This is a genomic window from Mesorhizobium cantuariense (assembly GCF_042647205.1).
In the GTDB taxonomy this organism is placed as follows: Bacteria; Pseudomonadota; Alphaproteobacteria; order Rhizobiales; family Rhizobiaceae; genus Mesorhizobium; species Mesorhizobium cantuariense.
Map to the genome: position 1 here is coordinate 7,242,479 of NZ_JBHRVD010000001.1, position 20,599 is coordinate 7,263,077.

24 protein-coding genes are annotated in these 20,599 nt (G+C 62.2%); 13 read left to right on the top strand and 11 right to left on the bottom strand.

Features of this window, described 5'->3' with window-relative positions:
- Positions 1-65: 65 nt before the first annotated feature.
- The 4 genes from trxA to ACFOJ9_RS35460 all read left to right on the top strand — a co-directional run bounded on the left by trxA (position 66) and on the right by ACFOJ9_RS35460 (position 1,580).
- Entirely contained in the window at positions 66-389 is a 324-nt protein-coding gene (trxA, locus tag ACFOJ9_RS35445; RefSeq protein WP_127380281.1) for a thioredoxin, read from the top strand.
- 132 nt (positions 390-521) lie between these two features.
- Entirely contained in the window at positions 522-803 is a 282-nt protein-coding gene (locus tag ACFOJ9_RS35450; protein WP_378986301.1) for a cupin domain-containing protein, read from the top strand.
- A gap of 118 nt (positions 804-921) precedes the next feature.
- Positions 922-1,170: a type II toxin-antitoxin system VapB family antitoxin gene (locus tag ACFOJ9_RS35455; protein ID WP_378986303.1), complete on the top strand. Its 249-nt coding sequence runs from the start codon at positions 922-924 to the stop codon at positions 1,168-1,170.
- A complete protein-coding gene (locus ACFOJ9_RS35460) occupies positions 1,167-1,580 on the top strand; it encodes a type II toxin-antitoxin system VapC family toxin (RefSeq protein ID WP_378986305.1) in 414 nt (137 codons plus the stop codon). Before ACFOJ9_RS35455 ends, ACFOJ9_RS35460 begins: the two co-directional genes overlap by 4 nt.
- Before the next feature lie 76 nt (positions 1,581-1,656).
- Here ACFOJ9_RS35460 and ACFOJ9_RS35465 read toward each other — a convergent pair whose 3' ends face one another.
- The 5 genes from ACFOJ9_RS35465 to ACFOJ9_RS35485 all read right to left on the bottom strand — a co-directional run bounded on the left by ACFOJ9_RS35465 (position 1,657) and on the right by ACFOJ9_RS35485 (position 6,805).
- Positions 1,657-2,982: a bifunctional folylpolyglutamate synthase/dihydrofolate synthase gene (locus tag ACFOJ9_RS35465; protein ID WP_378986307.1), complete on the bottom strand. Its 1,326-nt coding sequence runs from the start codon at positions 2,980-2,982 to the stop codon at positions 1,657-1,659.
- Positions 2,983-3,044: 62 nt separating this feature from the next.
- Positions 3,045-3,971, bottom strand: coding sequence for an acetyl-CoA carboxylase, carboxyltransferase subunit beta (accD, locus tag ACFOJ9_RS35470; RefSeq protein ID WP_127263183.1), 927 nt, complete (start codon positions 3,969-3,971; stop codon positions 3,045-3,047).
- 48 nt (positions 3,972-4,019) lie between these two features.
- Entirely contained in the window at positions 4,020-4,859 is an 840-nt protein-coding gene (gene trpA, locus ACFOJ9_RS35475) for a tryptophan synthase subunit alpha (protein ID WP_378986310.1), read from the bottom strand.
- Between the two features lie 2 nt (positions 4,860-4,861).
- Entirely contained in the window at positions 4,862-6,112 is a 1,251-nt protein-coding gene (trpB, locus tag ACFOJ9_RS35480; RefSeq protein ID WP_378986312.1) for a tryptophan synthase subunit beta, read from the bottom strand.
- Between the two features lie 33 nt (positions 6,113-6,145).
- Positions 6,146-6,805 (bottom strand): phosphoribosylanthranilate isomerase, encoded by a 660-nt coding sequence (locus tag ACFOJ9_RS35485; protein WP_378986314.1) that lies wholly within the window; start codon positions 6,803-6,805, stop codon positions 6,146-6,148.
- Positions 6,806-6,917: 112 nt separating this feature from the next.
- On the opposite strand from ACFOJ9_RS35485, the gene ACFOJ9_RS35490 reads away from it, so the two are divergent.
- Positions 6,918-7,136, top strand: a complete 219-nt coding sequence (locus tag ACFOJ9_RS35490) for a hypothetical protein (RefSeq protein ID WP_378986316.1) — start codon at positions 6,918-6,920, stop codon at positions 7,134-7,136.
- Positions 7,137-7,392: 256 nt separating this feature from the next.
- On the opposite strand, the gene ACFOJ9_RS35495 is transcribed toward ACFOJ9_RS35490, so the two are convergent.
- The 4 genes from ACFOJ9_RS35495 to ACFOJ9_RS35510 form a co-directional block, all read right to left on the bottom strand.
- The gene (locus tag ACFOJ9_RS35495; RefSeq protein WP_056580349.1) at positions 7,393-8,475 is read right to left on the bottom strand and encodes a transposase; all 1,083 of its coding nucleotides are present in this window, start codon (positions 8,473-8,475) and stop codon (positions 7,393-7,395) included.
- A 229-nt stretch (positions 8,476-8,704) separates the two neighbouring features.
- Positions 8,705-9,463, bottom strand: a complete 759-nt coding sequence (locus ACFOJ9_RS35500; protein ID WP_378986318.1) for a M48 family metallopeptidase — start codon at positions 9,461-9,463, stop codon at positions 8,705-8,707.
- A gap of 100 nt (positions 9,464-9,563) precedes the next feature.
- Positions 9,564-10,046, bottom strand: coding sequence for a DUF2852 domain-containing protein (locus tag ACFOJ9_RS35505; protein WP_378986320.1), 483 nt, complete (start codon positions 10,044-10,046; stop codon positions 9,564-9,566).
- Positions 10,047-10,270: 224 nt separating this feature from the next.
- Positions 10,271-10,735 (bottom strand): Lrp/AsnC family transcriptional regulator, encoded by a 465-nt coding sequence (locus tag ACFOJ9_RS35510; protein WP_378986322.1) that lies wholly within the window; start codon positions 10,733-10,735, stop codon positions 10,271-10,273.
- Between the two features lie 162 nt (positions 10,736-10,897).
- Here ACFOJ9_RS35510 and ACFOJ9_RS35515 point away from each other — a divergent pair, with 162 nt between their 5' ends.
- Complete coding sequence (locus ACFOJ9_RS35515; RefSeq protein ID WP_378986324.1) at positions 10,898-11,911, top strand: 1-aminocyclopropane-1-carboxylate deaminase; 1,014 nt, start codon at positions 10,898-10,900, stop codon at positions 11,909-11,911.
- A gap of 105 nt (positions 11,912-12,016) precedes the next feature.
- On the opposite strand, the gene ACFOJ9_RS35520 is transcribed toward ACFOJ9_RS35515, so the two are convergent.
- Complete coding sequence (locus tag ACFOJ9_RS35520) at positions 12,017-13,201, bottom strand: benzoate/H(+) symporter BenE family transporter (protein ID WP_378986326.1); 1,185 nt, start codon at positions 13,199-13,201, stop codon at positions 12,017-12,019.
- The gene (locus tag ACFOJ9_RS35525) at positions 13,201-13,971 is read right to left on the bottom strand and encodes an alpha/beta hydrolase (RefSeq protein ID WP_378986328.1); all 771 of its coding nucleotides are present in this window, start codon (positions 13,969-13,971) and stop codon (positions 13,201-13,203) included. The genes ACFOJ9_RS35520 and ACFOJ9_RS35525 overlap by 1 nt, the downstream gene beginning before the upstream one ends.
- A gap of 205 nt (positions 13,972-14,176) precedes the next feature.
- Here ACFOJ9_RS35525 and infC point away from each other — a divergent pair, with 205 nt between their 5' ends.
- From infC to pheT, 7 genes are all read left to right on the top strand, one after another.
- The gene (gene infC / locus ACFOJ9_RS35530; RefSeq protein WP_013528312.1) at positions 14,177-14,713 is read left to right on the top strand and encodes a translation initiation factor IF-3; all 537 of its coding nucleotides are present in this window, start codon (positions 14,177-14,179) and stop codon (positions 14,711-14,713) included.
- Positions 14,714-15,056: 343 nt separating this feature from the next.
- Positions 15,057-15,683 (top strand): methyltransferase family protein, encoded by a 627-nt coding sequence (locus ACFOJ9_RS35535; protein ID WP_378986330.1) that lies wholly within the window; start codon positions 15,057-15,059, stop codon positions 15,681-15,683.
- 194 nt (positions 15,684-15,877) lie between these two features.
- Positions 15,878-16,081, top strand: coding sequence for a 50S ribosomal protein L35 (gene rpmI / locus ACFOJ9_RS35540; RefSeq protein ID WP_006201248.1), 204 nt, complete (start codon positions 15,878-15,880; stop codon positions 16,079-16,081).
- Positions 16,082-16,118: 37 nt separating this feature from the next.
- Positions 16,119-16,520 carry a 50S ribosomal protein L20 gene (rplT, locus tag ACFOJ9_RS35545; RefSeq protein ID WP_023672281.1) on the top strand — a complete coding sequence of 134 codons (402 nt, stop codon included), beginning with the start codon at positions 16,119-16,121 and terminating at the stop codon, positions 16,518-16,520.
- Positions 16,521-16,667: 147 nt separating this feature from the next.
- The gene (pheS, locus tag ACFOJ9_RS35550; protein ID WP_378986332.1) at positions 16,668-17,765 is read left to right on the top strand and encodes a phenylalanine--tRNA ligase subunit alpha; all 1,098 of its coding nucleotides are present in this window, start codon (positions 16,668-16,670) and stop codon (positions 17,763-17,765) included.
- Positions 17,762-18,184 carry a GFA family protein gene (locus ACFOJ9_RS35555; protein ID WP_378986334.1) on the top strand — a complete coding sequence of 141 codons (423 nt, stop codon included), beginning with the start codon at positions 17,762-17,764 and terminating at the stop codon, positions 18,182-18,184. Before pheS ends, ACFOJ9_RS35555 begins: the two co-directional genes overlap by 4 nt.
- Positions 18,181-20,589 carry a phenylalanine--tRNA ligase subunit beta gene (gene pheT / locus ACFOJ9_RS35560; protein ID WP_378986336.1) on the top strand — a complete coding sequence of 803 codons (2,409 nt, stop codon included), beginning with the start codon at positions 18,181-18,183 and terminating at the stop codon, positions 20,587-20,589. The genes ACFOJ9_RS35555 and pheT overlap by 4 nt, the downstream gene beginning before the upstream one ends.
- Positions 20,590-20,599 lie beyond the last annotated feature (10 nt).

The following is a 20,599-nucleotide window of genomic DNA, read 5'->3' on the forward strand; positions in this document are numbered from 1 at the left end:
CTTGAAGAAGGGCGCGATCACCACCACATTTGGTGGGACAAAAACTTTCGAAAGGATTTTTCCATATGGCAACCGTCAAGGTCGACAAGAGCAACTTCCAGACCGATGTGCTTGACGCCAACGTACCGGTCGTCGTCGATTTCTGGGCGGAATGGTGCGGTCCCTGCAAGATGATCGCGCCGGCTCTCGAAGACATCGCCACCGAACTTGGCGCCAAGGTCAAGATCGCCAAACTCAACATCGACGAGAATCCAGAGCTTGCCGCCCAGTTCGGCGTGCGCTCGATCCCGACGCTGATGATTTTCAAGGGCGGCGAAATGGCCGACATGAAGGTGGGTGCGGCGCCCAAGACCGCGCTGTCGCACTGGATCAACGGCAACCTCGCCTGATCCATCTGAAATTCATGACCATCAAGCCCGGCCTCGTGCCGGGCTTTTTGTTGGCGTCATCGCTGGGCCGCTCTGGCCCTGACGTACGGCCACTCCATGTCTTCTGTTGGCAGCAGAGCAGGGAGAAGCGATATGACTGGATCCGCCAAGGCCACCGTCTTCATCGACAATCAGCGTGTCATCGTCACCGAATACCGCTTCGCGCCGGGCGAGAACACCGGCTGGCACCGCCATGGCCACGACTATGTCGTCGTGCCGCTGATGGACGGCAAGGTGAAGCTGTTGACCAAGGACGGCGAATCCTTCGCCGAAATGAAGAAGGGCGCGCCCTATTTCCGCAAGGAGGGCGTCGAGCACGACGTCATCAACGCCAATGAAGGCGAATATGCCTTTATCGAGATCGAACTGAAGTGACACGCCTTTGACCGCTGATCGGTGCGCTGGAAATCCATCACTGTGATGGCGTGCCATCAGCTGCCATCTTGATGGCAGGGGCGGATCGGTCTATATCCCTTCCAAAAGGGAGTTTGAAATGGCCGAACCACAGCTCTCAGTCCGTAGCGCAAAAGCACGCGATTTGGCTCATAGGCTTGCACGTCGTGAAAATCGTTCGATAGCCGATGTGGTCGAACGTGCGCTTGAATCATACGAGATTCGTGAAGCGGGCCGTGAACCCGCTTCCACTTTCTATACCAGCCTGACTGCAAGCAATGGCGTTGACATCGATCTGGAGAAAATTATTCGCGAGGGCCGCCAGGTTCATTCGGGACTTGAGCTTTGATTTTCGTCGATACCAACGTGATTTCGGAGACTCTGAAGAAGACGCCGGCCCCAGCTGTCCTGGCGTGGCTTGTCCGTAATGACGCTGAACTGGCCCTTCCTACAGTGACGATTGCTGAAATCGCCTTCGGTATTCAAAAAATACGACCTGATGAGCGTGCCGATCGGCTGGAACAGGGACTTTCCCGATGGCGCCATCGATTTGCCGACCGGATTTTTGGGCTGACGGAAGAGGCTGCCTTGGCTTACGGCGAGATCATGGGGGCCGCGACGCGCCAAGGTCGCGGTATGTCAGCTCCCGATGGCATGATTGCGGCGATAGCGCGCGTGAATGGAGGCCGGCTGGCAACGCGCAATCTCAGCGACTTTGACACCACCAGCCTTGACCTGATCTCACCGTGGGATTTTTGAAGCAGGTGGAAAGCCAAGGTAGGACCCTTTCGGCTGCAGCCGCCGCTAGCCGCGCAAGGCATAGATAGTCGGCGCCTCAGGTCGGCGGCGTGCCGTTCTCGGCCAGCACCGCGCCGGCCAGGTACAATGAACCGCCGATCAGGATGCGCGGCGCCGGGCCGTCCCAGGTGTCGCGCAGCAGCATCAGTGCATTGGCAACGGAACTCACCGGCTCGGCCGTCAGTCCCGCTTCCGTCGCGCGGACCGCCAGTTCGTCGTTCGGCACGCCGGCGTCGCTCAGGCTCACCGGCACCGTGTAGACATGCCGGGCAAGGTCCTTGAAGGCACGGAAATAGCCGCTCTGGTCCTTGGTGTTGATCATGCCGGAGATGAGGAAGAGCGGACGCGGGTTCTTTTCTTCCTGCTCGGCCAGCGCTTCGGCAACCACCACGCCGGCGCCCGGATTGTGGCCGCCGTCGAGCCAGATGTCGGCGCCCTTCGGCGCCAGTTCGGCCAGCCGGCCCTGCGCCAGCTTCTGCATGCGGCCGGGCCAGGCGACATTGATCATCGCCTTTTCGGCGGCGCGATGGCTGATCTCGAAACCGGCTGCCTTGACCGCGGCGATCGCCGCCGCAGCATTGGCGAACTGGTGGCGGCCGGGCAGCCTGGGCGGCGGCAGGTCCATCAAGCCGTCTTCGTCCTGGTAGACCATGCGGCCGTTTTCCTCGAAGGCGAGGAAATCCTGGCCGTAGACGAAGGTCGGGCACTCCAACCGCTCGGCGGTTTCGATCAGCACCTGCAGCGCCGTCTCGCTTTCCTGTGCGCCGATGACCACCGGGCAGCCGCGCTTGATGATGCCGGCCTTTTCGGCGGCGATCAGTTCGACACGGTCGCCGAGATAGGCCTCGTGATCGAGCGACACCGGCATGATCACCGACACGGCCGGTTCCTTGACGACATTGGTCGCGTCGAAACGGCCGCCGAGCCCGACCTCGATGATCGCTGCGTCGGCCTGGTGTTCGGAAAACAGCAGGAAGGTGACGGCGGTGAGGATCTCGAAGACGGTGATCGTCTCGCCTTCATTGGCCCTGGCGACGCGGGCGATGGCGTCGGCGAAAACCCTGTCCTCGACCAGCCTGCCGCCGCCATCGGCGGCCAACCGGTAGCGCTCGTGCCAATTGACCAGATGCGGCGAGGTGTGGACATGGACGCGGTAGTCCGCAGCTTCGAGCAGGGCGCGCGAAAAGGCAGCGCACGAACCCTTGCCATTGGTGCCGGCGATGTGGATCACCGGCGGCAACCGGTCCTGCGGATTATCAAGCCGCTCCAGAAGCCGCGAAATGCGGTCGAGCGAAAGGTCGAAGCCCTTCGGGTGAAGCGCCATCAGGGCTTCGATTTCGCGGTCGGCGGCAAGCGTCATCATGGAAGAATCCTATGCGGGTCGCAAAGCGCGCGCAATCGCGGTTCGCGGCGCACGATGTCGCGTCAGGCTTGCGGTCGGGCTTCCGTCGGAATGGTGGCCGGCGGCAGGATTTCCGGCTCCAGCGGTTTTTGCTCCTCCGGCAGCTTGAGCAGCATCTTCAACAGGCGCGCGATGGTTTCGCGCAGTTCCAGCCGCGACACCACCATGTCGACCATGCCGTGCTCCATCAGATATTCGGAGCGCTGGAAGCCGTCGGGCAATTTCTCGCGGATGGTCTGCTCGATGACGCGCGGTCCGGCAAAGCCGATCAGCGCGCCGGGCTCGGCGATGTGCACGTCGCCCAGCATCGCATAGGAAGCGGTGACGCCGCCGGTGGTCGGGTTGGTCAAAACGACGATGTAGGGAAGGCCGGCTTCCTTCAGCCGGTCGACGCCGACCGTTGTCCTCGGCAACTGCATGAGGGACAAAATACCTTCCTGCATGCGGGCGCCGCCGGAGGCGGCAAACAGGATAAGCGGCCGCTTGCGCTGCAGAGCCGCCTCAAAGCCATGCACGATGGCGTCGCCGGCGGCCATGCCGAGCGAGCCGCCCATGAACGCAAAATCCTGCACCGTGACCACAACCGGCAGGCCCTCGACGGTCCCCAGCGCATTGATGATCGCGTCTTCGAGGCCGGTCTTGGCCTTGGCGTCCTTCAGCCGGTCGACATAGCGCTTCTCGTCGCGGAATTTCAGCGGATCCTGCATGACCTTGGGGTTGTCCAGGGTCTCGTATTTGCCGTCGTCGAAGAAGAATCTCAGCCGCTCCTTGGCCGAGATCTTCATATGATGGCCGGACGAGGGAATGACGAACTGGTTGGATTCCAGATCCTTGTGGAACACCATTTCGCCGGTCTCCGGATCCTTGATCCAGAGGTTCTCGGGCATGTCGGTGCGCCGGCCGAGCATCGAATTGATCTTCGGGCGAACGTAATTGGTGATCCAGTTCATCGCTTCGGCTCCTGTCCTGACGAAGAGTTGGCTAAAGACGTAGGGAAACTATTCGGCAGCAGCAAGGCGGGCCGAGCGCACACCTTGCGCAAGGCCGCTGACCAGCGTGGCGACGGCTTCGGCCGGGTCGGCGGTTTTCTCGCCCTTCGGTCCCAGCACATTGGCCACCGCATTGACGATCGCGGTGCCGACGACGACACCGTCGGCATTGGCGCCGATCACCCGCGCCTGCTCGGCGGTCTTGACGCCGAAGCCGACGCAGACCGGCAGGTCGGTATGGCCCTTGATGCGCTTGACCGCCGCCGCCACCTTGCCGGTGTCGGCCAGCGCCGAGCCGGTGATGCCGGTCATCGACACATAGTAGACGAAGCCGGACGTGTTCTGCAGCACTTTGGGCAGGCGCTTGTCGTCGGTGGTCGGTGTCGCCAGCCGGATGAAATTGATACCGGCCTTGAGCGCCGGAATACACAGTTCCTCGTCCATCTCCGGCGGCAGGTCGACGACGATCAGCCCGTCGATGCCGCTGGCAATCGCATCCTTGAGGAAGCGGTCGACGCCATAGATGTAGATCGGATTGTAGTAGCCCATCAGCACGATCGGCGTCTCATTGTCGCCAACGCGGAAGTCCGCCGCCATCTTCAGCGTCTTGACCAGCGTCTGGCCGCCTTTCAGCGCCCTGAGGCCCGCCGCCTGGATCGCCGGGCCGTCGGCCATCGGATCGGAGAACGGCATGCCGAGCTCGATGACGTCGGCGCCAGCGCCAGGCAGTGCCTTCATGATCGACAAAGAGGTGTCGTAGTCAGGGTCGCCGCCCATGAAATAGGTGACGAGCGCCGGGCGGCCCTCGGTCTTCAGCTTCGCCATGCGGCGGTCGATGCGGGTCACCATGATCAGATCTCCATGCCCAGCATCGAGGCTACGGTATGCACGTCCTTGTCGCCACGGCCGGACAGGTTGACGATGACGATCTGGTCCTTGTCCATGGCAGGCACGATCTTCACCGCATGCGCGATGGCGTGCGCCGATTCCAGCGCAGGGATGATGCCTTCGACGCGCGTCGTCAGCTTGAACGCTTCCAGCGCCTCGTCGTCGAGGACCGGCACATATTCGACACGGCCTGAATCACGCAGCCAGGAATGCTCCGGGCCGACGCCGGGATAATCGAGGCCAGCCGAGATCGAATGCCCGTCCATGATCTGGCCGTCGGCATTCTGCAGGAGATAGGTGCGGTTGCCGTGCAGCACGCCGGGTTTTCCTGCATTCATCGAGGCGCAATGCTCGATGCCGTCGAGGCCGCGTCCGCCGGCTTCGATGCCGATGATGCGCACCTCCTTGTCGTCGAGGAACGGATGGAACAGGCCGATGGCGTTGGAGCCGCCGCCGACAGCGGCGATGATGGTGTCCGGCAGCCGGCCTTCCTGTTCGAGGATCTGCGCGCGCGCCTCGATGCCGATCACCGACTGGAAGTCGCGCACCAGCTCCGGATAGGGATGCGGGCCGGCGGCGGTGCCGATCAAATAATAGGTGTCCTCGACATTGGTCACCCAGTCGCGCAACGCCTCGTTCATGGCGTCCTTCAGCGTGCCGTGACCGGCGGTCACCGGCCGCACTTCGGCGCCGAGCAGCTTCATGCGGAAGACGTTGGGGCTTTGCCGGGCAACGTCGGTGGCGCCCATATAGACGACGCAGGGAAAGCCGAAGCGGGCCGCGACCGTGGCCGAGGCCACGCCGTGCTGGCCGGCACCGGTCTCGGCGATGATGCGCTTCTTGCCCATGCGCTTGGCCAGCAGGATCTGGCCGAGGCAATTGTTGATCTTGTGCGAACCGGTGTGGTTCAGATCCTCGCGCTTGAAATAGACCTTTGCGCCGCCCCCGAGGCCCTTCGCCGAGGAAACCCCACGAAGATGTTTGGTCAGCCCCTCGGCGAAGTAAAGTTTCGACGGCCGTCCGGCATAATGGGTCGAAAGGTCGGTCAGTTCAGCCCTGAAATCCGGATCGTTCTTGACCTCGTTCCAGTTCCGTTCGAGATCAAGGATCAGCGGCATAAGCGTTTCGGCAACGAAACGACCGCCGAAAATGCCGAACATGCCCTGTTCGTCGGGTCCGGTGCGGAAGGAATTGGGTGTCGCCGGCTTGTCCATCGCCGATCTCCTGGCTTGTCGTTTACAGCACGCTCAGGCTGCGCGGGTGTTCCGCGCGGCCCTGACGGCCCGGAAAAACTGTTCGATCAGCGCCGGATCCTTGACGCCCGGCGCGCTTTCCACGCCTGAGGAAATGTCTATTCCGGGCGGGTTGGCAAGCCGAAGGGCATCGCCGATATTGGCGGCGTTGAGCCCACCGGAAAGCATGTAATCGACGCCGCCGTCAAGGCCGACGAGAATGCGCCAGTCGAAGGCAACACCATTGCCGCCAGGCAGTTCTGAGCCTTTCGGCGGCTTGGCGTCGAACAGGAACCGGTCTGATATGCCGATGAATGGCTTTATCCGTTCGAGATCGGCAGCCTCGCTGAGCGGCAGCGCCTTCACCACCGGCAGGCCATAGCGGGTTTTGACCTCGGCCACCCGCTCTGGCGTTTCCGCGCCGTGCAGCTGCAGCATGTCTGGCTGCATTTTCGCAACGATTTCATCCAGGAAGGCGTCGCCGGCATCGACGGTGACAGCAACCGCCATCGCTTCGCCGCGCGCTGCCTGGCGCAGACGACCAGCCTCGGCCGGTTCGACATAGCGTGGGCTTTTGGCGAAGAAAATAAACCCGACATGGCTGGCGCCGCCGGCCAGCGCCGCGGCCATTGCCGCATCGGTCTTCAAGCCGCAGATCTTGATGTCGAGTGCCATGGCGCGGGAATTGGCATGAAAAGCGAAAAGAGTCGAGAAAAAGCATGCTGTTTGCCGGCACGACCAAAGGCGCTACCTATGGATGGACAGGATGCAAGGCGGGAGCACGATCATGGCCGACAGAACCGTTGCCGAACTCAGGCAGAAGATCGCGCAGGCGCGCGAGGTCATCGCCCACCTGATGGACAAGGCCGCCTTCAATGGCGCCGAGGCACACCGCGCGCTCGACTATTTCGCCAGCGATGCCTTCGACGGCAACTTTTTGCCGTGGCCGCATCATGGAGACGAGGGGTTAAGGCCGGAGGAGCTGAATGCGGCGAATGATGATTGATCTGCTTTGAATATGTGACGCTGGCGGGACAGCAACCCCCCTCTGGCCTGCCGGCCATCTCCCCCGCAAGGGCATATGCGCTAAGATAGCTTCGGCATGGACTGAAATTTGCGCTTTCGTGGTGGCTCACGCCATCGATGTCGCAAGGCATGGAGATTTTGGCGCAGGGCTGCCAAGGGAGGTTGAGCAAAGATCGCTGCGATCAGAGAGGCGACGATCTGGCGGGTGGCGCGCCACAGCAGCGGGCGCCCGTCGCTCAAGGGGGAGAGACACCCAACTCCTGCGAAAGGGGTTCGGTCACAAGCGCGATGAGGAAGTGGGCAAGAATCCAAGGCTTTGCGATCCTTGGGTCTTTGGCTGGAGGCGCGCGCAGTCCGATCAGGCTCTTCAGACGCTTGAAGGCGAGCTCGATGCGCCAGCGCATGCGATAGAGCTTGAGAACTGTGCCGGAGGGAAACTCCTCCTGGTCAAGCGAGGTCACAAGGATGACAAAGCCGGCGGCAATCAGCGTCTCCGGTTGAACCTGCTTGCCCTTGGCCTTGGCTTCCTTGTTGATTTTGCGCCGCGCTTCTTGTGTCGCAGCCTCGGATTTGCGCAAGGCGATCAGGCGCATCTTCAGGGGCTCGCCCTTCTTGAGGCCCAGCCAGACAGGCGTTTCGATGACCTCCTCCCGGCAGCTCTTCAGGTGGCCGATGAGATCGAACGCCTTGCCGTTGGCGTCGAGCCATCGCACATTCTTCCACGGCGCGCGCACGACAACGTCGCCGTCTTGCGCCATGACCTTTGCGATCCGCTCGGCCTGCAGATAGGCGCGGTCGCCGATGCGGATCTCGCCCGGCACCACCGGCACGCGGTCGATCAGCTCGGCCTCGCTCTGGTCGGTGATCTCGAGGAAATCGAACTGCTCGCGCTCAAGATCGAAGGCGCAGTGCATACGCCAAAGGCCATTGTTCTTCTTCTCATGCACACCCGCCTTGGCAACCGATGTCGCATCGAGGATGCGGATCAGCCGGCCCTTAGGCAAGCCTTCCTCCTCGCGCTTCAAAAGGTGCCCGATCAACTGCTGCAGCCACGGCCCTGCATTGCGCAGCCGGCCGAGCAACGCCACGTCCGAGATGTCGGCGATCCCGCTTGCCGCCGCCCAGGCCACGACGCCCCGCATGCCCACCTTGCCAAGGCAGTAAGCCAGTGTCAGGCGCAACAGATCAGTAGCCGACCTGACGCCCCGCGGCCGCAGAAACGCCTTCGTCTCGCGGGCACTCCCTGCAATCAACTCTTCACCGCCGAGGAGCTCAATCGTCTCGGCCCAGCCGTCATCTACAAGCGATTCGTGAGTCATCGCAGCGTAGAATCACAACCGATTCCCCACTGCAACACCTATCTTAGCGCATATGCCCGCAAGGGGGGGAGATTGAGCGCTCAACCGCTTTCGCCAATCTTCAACATTGGAAGAACGAACGCAGCGCCGAAACTGCCGATCTCCCCCCTTGCGGGGGAGATGGCCGGCAGGCCAGAGGGGGGTGTGAAGGATCGCGACAGACGGCTTTTTTCTCCGCCCACACCGCCGCCTACTCGAACGCGATCGCCTGCAGCGCGCCGCCATTGCGCTTCAGCCATGCCTTGCAGCGCTCCGTGTCCGGGCAGAGCTGTTCGCACAGCTTCCAGAATTTCGGGCCGTGGTTCATCTCCTTGAGATGCGCCACTTCATGCGCGACGAGGTAATTGATCACCGGCGACGGCGCCATCATGATGCGCCAGGAAAACGACAGATTGCCGTCGGAGGTGCAAGAACCCCAGCGGCTTGACGTGTCCTTGAAGCGGACGGCCTTGGCGCGCTTGCCCAGCGCCTGGGTGTGCTTCAGCACCAGCTTCTCGATCTCCTTCTTCGCCTCGCGTTTGAGGAAATCGGCGATGCGGCGCGGCAGATGTATGCGGTCGCCATGCACGATCAGCAGCGGGCCGCGCTCGTCGCTAGACACGGTGACGGTGCCTCGCTTTGAAGGCTCATGGACGATGCGGTGCGCCACGCCGCGCACCGGAATCTTGATACCCGGACGCACCTGTGGCCGCGCCGGAACCTTGGCCAGCCGCTGTTCCAGCCAGTCCTGATGACGGTCGAGGAATTTTTCCACCTCGCCCCGGCGCAGGCCGGGCGGCACGGTTATGCGCAGGCCCCGGCCACCGGAATCGATGCGCAGCGTCAGCCGCCTTGCGCGGTCGTTCTCGACGATCTTGAGCGGCAATGAGCGGCCGGCAACGACGTGCTCGCGCTCTTCGACAGGCGCGGGCTTGGGCTTTGTCAGATTGCGGAAGAAGCCGAAAGACATGGCTCAACGATACGTGATTCGAGGAAAACGAATAGAACAAAAAAGAAACGGCGCCGCTCGCGCGACGCCGTTTTTTCACGATCGGGCCTGTCGCTTAGGCTCAGTCGTCAAGCAGGTTCGAGCCCTTGCCACGCTTGGTGGTCGTCGTTCCGGTGCTCGGCTCGGTCTTCGTCGGCGCCGTCGGCTTGTTGCGGTTGGCCATGAAGCGGTCGAACTCGTCCTGGTCCTTGGCGCGGCGCAATTCGCGGGCATACTCGTCGAACTGGGTCAGCATCTCGTCGAGCTTGCGGCGCTCTTCGTTCAGGCGCTCAAGTTCCTTTTCGCGCCAGTCGTCGAAAGCGACGTTGCCGGTGCGGGCGGAGCCATTGCCCCAGCGCGCGGCCTTGTCGGAACCGCGACGGCAGCCGGCGAAGATGCCGTCGGTCGCGCGGTTGACGTCACGCTTGAAGCCGTCGAGACGATCGCCCCAGATGATGTAGGCAAGCATGGCGAAGCCGAGTGGCCAGAACACCATGAAACCCACAACCATCAACGCGATGGTCGCCGGCGTCCAGGCCGGACGGATCAATGCAGATGTGTTCATTTTCTCCCATTCCTTCGGTTGGAGACAGCCAAACCCGGCTGCGTGGAATCGAAATGGGAAGGAGAAAACGGCGATTCAAGACAATGTCCGCCAAAACCGGACAAGCGGCTGAAATGATTATCGCTTTTTGAGCACTTCGAGGAAAGGCACGACCAAGCATGAAGAACAGTGGCAATGCCGCCGGCGGTACAATGGTTTGATGCATCGGCCGGGACCCATCCCTTTCAAAAATCCAGCGGCGCGTTGTCGACGACCTCCTTCATGACGAAGAACGTCCTCGTCTGGCGAACGCCGGGCAATGCGATCAACTGATCCCCGTGGATCCGGTTGAAATCCGCCATGTCACCGACCCTGATCTTCAGAAAATAGTCGAAGTCACCTGCCACCAGATGGCAATCAAGAATGAATTTCAGCTTCGCGACTGCCTTCTCGAATTCCGCGAAACTTTCCGGGGTCGAGCGGTCGAGGACGACGCCAACCATCACCAGCGCGCCTCTATCGACCTTCCGCGGCGTCACCACTGCCCTGACGTGGCTGATGTAGCCTTCATCGAACAAGCGTTGCGTGCGGCGGTGGCACGTCGCCGGGCTGACAACAACCGACTGCGCCAGCTCCGCATTGGTCAACCGCCCATTGTCCTGGAGCAGGCGCAACATTTTGAGGTCGATCCGATCGAGCGTCACTTTCATGGAAGATTCTTCCATTGTTGAGGAATTTTATCGAAGAAATATAACATTCTGTCGTCAGGAGGTTAGATTTAGGGCATTTTCCGCTCGATCTTAGAGAGCACCTTTCAAGAGAAAAATGATAGTGTTTCCAGCATCAAAATCACAATCAGAGGAGGATTTCTCATGTTGGAGAAGTTCGAACGCTATCCGCTCACATTTGGACCGACCTATATCGAGAAACTGGATCGGCTCAGCGCTCATCTCGGCGGGAAGGTCGATCTCTACGCCAAGCGGGAAGATTGCAATTCCGGCCTCGCCTTCGGCGGCAACAAGCTGCGCAAGCTCGAATACATCATCCCGGACGCGATCGCCTCAAACGCCGACACGCTGGTTTCGATCGGCGGCGTTCAATCCAACCACACGCGCATGGTGGCAGCCGTCGCAGCGAAAATCGGTATGAAATGCCGCCTCGTGCAGGAAAGCTGGGTGCCCCACGAGGACGCCGTCTATGATCGCGTCGGCAATATCCTTCTGAGCCGGATCATGGGCGCCGATGTCCAGATGGTCGATGAGGGCTTCGACATCGGAATCAGGGAAAGCTGGGAACAGGCGATCGCGGACGTGAAAGCCAAAGGCGGCAAACCTTATCCGATTCCGGCCGGGGCTTCGGTGCATAAATATGGCGGCCTGGGCTATGTCGGCTTCGCCGAAGAGGTGCGCGCGCAGGAGAAGGAACTCGGCCTTGCCTTCGACTACATCGTCGTCTGTACCGTCACCGGCTCTACCCATGCCGGCATGGTGGTCGGCTTCGCCAAGGACGGTCGCGAGCGCAATGTGATCGGCATCGACGCATCCTGCACCCCGGCGCAGACCAAGGCGCAAGTGCTGGATATCGTGCGGACCACGGCGACGCTGGTCGAACTCGGCAAGGAACTCAATGAAGACGATGTGATCCTCATCGAGGATTATGCCTACCCGGTCTACGGCGTGCCCTCGCAGGAGACGAAGGAAGCGATCCGCCTGTGCGCGCGCCTTGAAGGCATGATTACCGATCCTGTCTACGAAGGAAAATCCATGCAGGGCATGATCGACCTCGTGAGGAAGGGCTATTTCCCCGAAGGCTCGAAGGTGCTCTACGCCCACCTTGGCGGCGCTCCGGCCATCAACGGCTATGCTTATACGTTTCGTAATGGCTGAACGCCTGCAGGGCGTCGCAGGTGACTTCTGACGACTATCCCGCCTGCCGCAGCACGTTGCGGTGGGCCATGTGGAAGCGAGATGGGGAAGGGGGAAGACGGCGATTCAGGACAATGCCCGCAAAATCCGGACAAGCGGCTGAAATGATTGTCGCATTTTGAGTTCTTCGAGGAAAAGCACGACCACCCCTGCGACCAGGCCCCAGAACGCCGCGCCGACGCCGAAAAGCGTCAAACCCGAAGCGGTGACGGCGAAGGTGACCGTGGCGGCCATGCGGTGACCTTCGTCCTTGAGCGCGATCGACAGGGCGTTGGCAAGCGGCGCCATCAGCGCGAGACCCGCCACCAGCACGATCAGGCTCTGCGGCAGCACTGCGAAGATCGCCACCAGCGAAGCGCCGAAAATCGCGAAGATGAGATAGGCGAGCGCATAGAACGGCCCGGTCTTCCAGCGTTCGGCGGGGTCGGGATGGACGTCCGGCCCGGTGCAGATCGCCGCCGAAATCGCCGCCAGATTGGTGGTCCCGGCGCCGAAAGGCGCCGACAGCAGCGAAAACAGGCCGGTGACGCTGATCAGCGGGCCGGGCTCCGGGTGATAGCCGGCAGCGCGCAGCACCGCGAGGCCCGACAGGTTTTGCGAAGCCATGGTGACGAGGTAGAGCGGCAGCGCCAGCCCGATCATCGCCTTGATGGTGAAATCAGGCGCAATCAGCGTCAGCGTCGACAGCTCCGGTGTCGGCAGGCCGCCGACGCGGCCGGTCAGGAAGGCGGCAAGGCCACCGCCGACCAGAACCGCCAGCACTGACAGCGCCGGATTGAACAGGCGGATGACGAAAAAGGTCGCGATCAGCGGCAAGATCAGCCAGGGATCGGCGGGAATGGCCTTCACCGCATTGATGGCGAAGGTGACGACGATGCCGGCCAGCATGCCCGAGGCGACGGAGGGCGGTATCCTGGAGATCAATTTCGTCAGGGGCCGGAACAAGCCGGTGGCGATCAGAAGGATGCCGGTGACGATGAAGGCGGCGACGGCCTCGCCGATCGAAAAGCCGCTGGATGCGGCGACCAGCGCCAGGCCTGGCGTCGACCACGCGGTGATGACAGGCATCTTCGTGCGCCAGGACAGCCACAGGCACTCGATCGCCATGGCCAGGCAGATCGCAGTCACGCCGCTCGCCGTCTCGATCTGCGTCGCGCCGACTGCGTTGGCCGCGGCGATGACAATGGCCAGCGTGCCGCCGAAGCCGACGATTGCCGCGACGAAGGCGGATATCGGAATGGAAAGGCGCATCAGTTTCCCCTCTGCGCCATCGCATCGACGGCCCGCACCAGCATGTCGAGATCCTGCGGCCGCGACAGGCGGTGGTCGCCGTCGGGGATCAGCGACAGTGTCACGTCGTCGGCAGGTAGCAGACTGACCAGCTTCAAAGCGTGGGCTGCCGGCACGTCCGCATCGGCCAGCCCTTGCAAGACGTGCACAGGGCAATGGGTGTCGATCGGGCCGGTCATTACCCTGTTGTTGCGCCCGTCCTCGATCAGCGCACGTGTGTAGATGTAAGGCTCGGCGGAATAGTCCGAGGGTTCCTCGAAGAAGCCTTTCTCCGTGAGGTCGCGCTTTTGCGCCCTGGTCAGCACCGGTTCGACCAGCTCAGTGGTAAAATCCGGCGCCGGCGCCAGCAGCACCAGGCCAGCGACGTTGCTATCGCCTGCCTTGCGCAAGTCTTGCACCATGCGCAGCGCGATCCAGGCGCCCATCGAGGAGCCGACCAGGATCTGCTTGCCCTTGGTGAAATGCCGGAACACGGCAAGGCTCTGCGCAAGCCATGTCGAAATCGTGCCGCCGGCAAAGGCGCCGCCGGATTCGCCATGGCCGGAATAGTCGTGGCGCAGGAAGGCGCGACCTTCTCTTGCCGTCCAGTCCGACAGCGTCTGAGCCTTCGTGCCCAGCATGTCGGACTTGTAGCCGCCGAGCCAGACGATGCCCGGCGTATCACCTGCCGTATGGCGCACCGCGATGCGCGATCCATCTACATCCAGAAAGATTGGGGGCGTGGCAGTCATGGCTTTTTCCTCAAGCAGGTCTTGTGACACAGCCGGTGGCGTGGCGAAAAGTGCTCACTATGTTCTTTGTTTGGTGCAGGGCAGTGATCAGGGTGATTTTCTGTCAATGCTGTGCTATTGACTCCGCCCGCGCGCTCACCACATTGGCGCGTCCACGCATCAACACTGACAAACCCCGAACGAAACGGCCAAGGAGACCACGACCATTCGCAGACCTTTCAAAGCAGCGGCGCCGACCAAGGATGGCCCGCGCTCCAACCGTGACATCCGGGTTCCCCGGGTCCAGCTTATCGACGCCGAAGGCCAGAACCGCGGCGATGTTTCCATCAACGACGCATTGCTGCTCGCCGAAGAGGCTGGGCTCGATCTCGTCGAGATATCACCCAACGCGGTGCCCCCCGTCGTCAAGATCCTCGATCTCGGCAAGTTGAAATACGCCAACCAGAAGAAGGCGGCCGAGGCGCGCAAGAACCAGAAGGTCATCGAGATCAAGGAGATCAAGATGCGCCCGAACATCGACAGCCATGACTACGAGACCAAGATGAAGGCGGTTCGCCGCTTCTTCGAGGAAGGCGACAAGGTCAAGCTGACGCTGCGGTTCCGTGGCCGCGAAATGGCGCATATGGAACTCGGCATGCAGCTTCTGAATAAGGTCCGCGAGGAAGTGGCGACCATCGCCAAGGTCGAAGCGGAACCGAAGCTCGAAGGCCGCCAGATGATGATGGTGCTGTCGCCGCGCTAAGGTGTGCTGAATATCAACGCACCTGAGAGACTGTTTCGAAATTCGCTCTGGCGAGCCAGGTGGTGGTGGTTTCGAGAACCGGAGCGCAGCGGACATTTGGGTCCGCGAGCTCAGTTCTACTGCGTCGACGCAGTAGAACGGGGAAGCGCAGAAAACGCCTCCAGATGGCCGCCGGAGTAGAATTTCCAAACAGTCTCTGAGATCACGATGACGTCAGGCTTGGCTACCGCGCTTAAATCCGCCTGAATCACATCCCAAGGCGTCCCGGCGATCGGCGGGACGCCTTTTCCTTGGGCCAAAGCTGCGACCGCCGGCAAAGCTCTTCGACGATCGGATTCCAACCTTGGACAAAGAACTCAAATACGGGCTGGGTAACTACCAGCATACGCGCAGGGTGGTGCTTGCCGGGCTCGTGGCCGTGCTGTTCGCAGCGCTGCTATTTGGCCAATCGACCTTCCCGCCTGAAACCTGGGTGCATGAGTCGATCGAGATGTTCGGCGTGCTCTTGATTTTCCTCGGCATCGTCGGGCGCCTTTGGGCGACGCTCTACATAGGCGGGCGCAAATCGTCCGAGGTGGTGACCGGCGGGCCTTACTCGATCACCCGCAACCCACTCTATGTGTTCTCGACCGTGGCTGCGGCCGGCGTCGGCGCGCAGATCGGCTCGTTCTCCGGCATCATTCTCTTCGGGCTTTTGTGCGCGGGCGCCTTCCACATCGTCATCCTGCGCGAGGAGAAATTCCTCAAGGAGGCGCTCGGCGCGCCGTATCAGGCCTATCTGGCGCGGGTGCCGCGCTTCTTCCCGAAATTGTCGCTCTACCAGGAGGGCGATACGGGCAGCTTCAAGCCGCGCCTGCTGTTGACCACGCTGCTCGACGGCCTGGTGTTCCTCGTCGCGCTGCCGGCCTTCGAACTGATCGACGGCGCCCAGCAGTCGGGCATATTGCCGGTGCTGTTCACGCTCCCCTGACCAAGGACGCAGCGCCGCATCTCTACAGGTGTCTCTACAGGTGTTGCGCGCGGGCCGTCTTTGACGTATAGGACCGCCGTTCAAGAAAACCGCCCGGCAGGGCATGCCGTGGCGGTTTCATTTGCTTTTCGGGCTTTGGTCGGCCCGAAGCGAACAAGAAGCGCGATAGTGCGCCAACTAGACGGAGTAGCAAAATGCCCAAGATGAAGACCAAGTCCGCCGCCAAAAAGCGGTTCAAGATCACAGGTACGGGTAAAGTACTGTCGGCTGCGGCCGGCAAGCGTCACGGCATGATCAAGCGTTCCAACAAGTTCATTCGAAATGCCCGCGGCACGATGGTTCTGGCTGAACCGGATGGCAAGAAGGTCATCAAGAATTTTCTGCCGAACGGCCTCTAAGGCATTCGGTCCGGACACGTTTTAAGGAGATCATGACATGGCACGCGTAAAAAGAGGCGTCACCTCGCACGCCAAGCACAAGAAGGTCCTGAAAGCCGCCAAAGGCTTCTACGGCCGCCGCAAGAACACCATCCGCATCGCCAAGCAGGCGGTGGAAAAGTCGATGCAGTACGCGTATCGCGACCGCAAGAACCGCAAGCGCTCGTTCCGCGCGCTGTGGATCCAGCGCATCAACGCCGCGACGCACGAGCATGGCCTGACCTATGGCCGCTTCATCGACGGCCTCAACAAGTCGGGCATCGAGATTGACCGCAAGATCCTGTCGGACATGGCCATCCACGAGCCGCAGGCTTTCGCAGCCCTGGTCGCCAAGGCCAAGGTGGCGCTCGAATATCTGAAGAACACCACACCGAACGCTTTTGAAAGCGCTGTCGCCTAAGACCAGCGCTTCCCAAGCATTTGCAATTCTGATTTGGGGAACCCGCGCTGGCACGGCTGGCGTGGGTTCTTTTTTTGACCCTGATGTAACCAAAATGGTGACGACGAACCAAAATGGTGTCGGTCGCCCGATCGAGAGAGCTTCGCCGTGAACGCCACTGCTGGAAATCTTGAAGCCCTGGAAGATTCCCTTCTGGCCGACATCGCGTCGGCCGCCGATGAGCCGGCCATCGAGGCGGTGCGCATCGCTGCTTTCGGCAAGAAGGGCACCGTGTCCGAGATGCTGAAAACACTTGGCGCCATGACCGCCGAGGAGCGGCAGGTCAAGGGTCCTGTTATCAACGGCCTCAAGAACCGTGTCGCCGACGCGCTGACGGCCCGCAAGGCTGAATTGAAAGACGTGGCGATCACCGCCCGCCTCGCCGCCGAGAAGGTCGACGTGACGCTGCCGGTGCGGCAGTCGCCGGCCGAGCGCGGCCGCATCCATCCGATCAGCCAGGTCATCGACGAGATCGCGGCGATCTTCGGCGATCTCGGTTTCTCCATCGCCGAAGGGCCGGATATCGAAACCGATTACTACAATTTCACCGCGCTGAATTTCCCCGAAGGCCATCCGGCGCGCGAGATGCACGACACCTTCTTCTTCCAGCCGGATGAGAAGGGCGAGCGCAAGCTTTTGCGCACGCACACCTCGCCTGTGCAGATCCGCACCATGGAGACGAAGAAGCCGCCGATCCGCATCGTCATCCCCGGCAAGACCTACCGCCAGGATTCGGACGCTACCCACTCGCCGATGTTCCATCAGGTCGAGGGGCTGGTGATCGACAAGACGGCGAACGTTGCCAACATGAAGTGGGTTCTGGAGGAGTTCTGCAAGGCCTTCTTCGAGGTGCCGCAGGTCAAGATGCGCTTCCGCCCGTCCTTCTTCCCGTTCACCGAGCCGAGCCTAGAGGTTGACATCCAGTGCGACCGCTCCAGGCCGGGCGAAGTGCGCTTCGGCGAAGGCTCCGACTGGATGGAGATTCTCGGCTGCGGCATGGTGCATCCCAATGTGCTGCGCCATGGCGGGCTCGATCCGGACGAGTATCAGGGCTTTGCCTGGGGCATGGGCATCGACCGCATCGCCATGCTGAAATACGGCATGCCGGACCTGCGCGCCTTCTTCGACGCTGACGTGCGCTGGCTGTCGCACTACGGCTTCCGGCCGCTCGACATGCCGACTTTGTTCGGGGGCCTAAGCGCATGACAGCGCCGCACACCGGCGGCTGCCGCTGCGGCGCCGTGCGGTTCGAGGCCTTGGCCGAACCGCACCACGTCAGCTATTGCCATTGCGGCGATTGCCGGCGGGCCAGCGGCGCGCCGGTCTCGGCCTTTGTCGGCTTCCTGGTCGATCAGGTCGCGTTCACCGGCAAGGCGCTGAAGATGTTCGAGAACGGTCCGGTGACGCGCTCCTTCTGCGGCATTTGCGGCTCACCCATCGCCTATGTCGACGAGCGGCTGGAGGACGACATCTATTTCATGCTCGGCGCCATGGACATGCCGGCCGATTTTGAGCCCACGCAGCATGCCTATGTCGGCGAGCAGCTTGCCTTCCTGCATATGTCCGACGACCTGCCGAGACATCTGAAAACAAGCGTCAAAAGACCAGACGGAACAGTCCCATGAAATTCACCCTCTCCTGGCTCAAGGATCATCTCGAGACCGACGCCACGCTTGACGAGATCGTCGAGCGGCTGACCTCGATCGGCCTCGAAGTCGAGCATGTCGACGACAAGTCGAGCCTGAAACCCTTCGTAATCGCCAGGGTGCTGACGGCGGTTCAGCACCCCGATGCCGACCGGCTGCGCGTGCTGACCGTCGATACGGGCGACGGCAAGCCACCCGTGCAGGTCGTCTGCGGCGCGCCCAATGCACGGGCCGGCCTGATCGGCGCCTTTGCCGCGCCCGGAACCTATGTGCCCGGCATTGACGTGACGCTGACGGTCGGCAAGATCAGGGGCGTCGAAAGCCATGGCATGATGTGTTCCGAGCGCGAGCTGGAGCTTTCCGACGAACACAACGGCATCATCGACCTGCCTGAGGATGCGCCTGTCGGCACCAGCTTCGCGGCTTACGCCCACCTCGACGATCCGGTCATCGAGATCAACCTGACGCCGAACCGGCCGGATGCCACCAGCGTCTACGGCATCGCCAGGGATCTGGCGGCGAGCGGGCTTGGCCGCCTCTTCGGTGGCGCCATCATGCCCCATGTCGGCAACGGCATGTGTCCGGTCAAGGTGACGATCGTGGCGCCGGAACTCTGCCCCGGCTTTGCGCTCAGGCTGGTCAAGGGGGTCAAGAACGGCCCGTCGCCGAAATGGCTGCAGCAGCGGTTGATCGCCATTGGTCTCAGGCCGATCAGCGCACTGGTCGACATCACCAATTACGTCACCTTCGATCGCGGCCGGCCGCTGCACGTCTTCGACGCCAGCAAGGTCGCCGGCAATCTGACCGTGCGGCGCGCGCGCGATGGCGAAAAGGTGCAGGCGCTCGATGGCCGCGAATACACGCTGACGCCGGAAATGTGCGTCATAGCGGACGACAATGGCGTCGAGTCGATCGCCGGCATCATGGGCGGCGAGCATTCGGGCTGCGACGAGAACACATCGGACGTGCTGATCGAATCGGCCCTTTGGGATCCGATCACCACCGCCCGCACCGGCCGCACGCTCGGCATCATCACCGACGCGCGCTACCGCTTCGAGCGTGGCGTGGATCCTGAATTCATGGTGCCCGGCGTCGAGCTGGCAACGAAACTGGTGCTTGATTTCTGCGGCGGCACGCCGACCGAGATCGAAGTGGCCGGCTATACCGAACACAAGCCGAAGATCGTTTCCTTCCCGCTTTCGGAAGTGAAGCGGCTGACCGGCATCGAGGTGCCGAAGGCGGAAAGCCTCGATATCCTGTCGCGCCTCGGCTTCAAGCCCGAGGGGTCGGGCGATGTCGTCAACGTCGCCGTGCCGTCCTGGCGGCCCGATGTCGACGGCAAGGCCGACCTGGTCGAGGAGGTCATGCGCATCCACGGCGTCGACAACATCGCGCCGCAGCCGCTCGGCGCGCATGACGCGGTCAACGCAAAAATACTCACCACACTGCAGGTCCGCACCCGCACCGCCAAGCGCGCGCTTGCCGTGCGCGGCATGATGGAGGCCGTCACCTGGTCGTTCATTCCGGCCAAACATGCCGAGCTGTTCGGCGGTGGCCAGACGGCACTGAAGCTCGCCAACCCGATCGCCGCCGACATGTCCGACATGCGGCCGTCGCTGCTGCCGGGGCTGATCGCTGCTGCCCAGCGCAACGCCGACAAGGGTATCGGCGACGTGGCGCTGTTCGAAGTGTCGGGCACCTATGAGGGCGACGGCGCCGACCAGCAGCGGCGCGTGGCCGCCGGCGTGCGCCGCGGCACCGCCAAGCTCGACGGCTCCGGCCGCAACTGGGCCGGCAATTCAGGCCCGGTCGGCGTGTTCGACGCCAAGGCCGATGCGATCGCCGCATTGGAAGCCTGCGGTGCGCCGGTCGAGCGACTGCAGATCGAGGCCGGCGGTCCGGCCTGGTATCATCCTGGCCGTTCGGGCACGATCAAGCTCGGCCCGAAAACCGTGCTCGGCACCTTCGGCGAATTCCATCCAAAGACGCTGGAGGGGCTCGATGTTTCCGGGCCGCTGTGCGGCTTCGAAGTCTTCGTCGATGCCGTGCCCGAGCCGAAGGCCAAGCCGACGAAAACCAAGCCCAGGCTGGAACTCTCCGCCTTCCAGGCGGTCAAGCGCGACTTCGCTTTCGTCGTCGACAAGTCGGTCGAAGCCGGCACGCTGGTCCGCGCCGCCCTTGCCGGCGACAAGAAGCTGATATCAGGCGTTTCGGTCTTCGATATTTTCGAAGGTGCGTCGCTCGGCGCGGGCAAGAAATCGATCGCCATCGAAGTGTCGATCCAGCCGGTTGAAAAGACACTGACCGACGAGGATTTCGAGGCGCTGGCCAAGCGCATCGTCGAGAATGTCGGCAAGCAGACCGGTGGCGTTCTGCGCGGCTAAGACTTGCGAT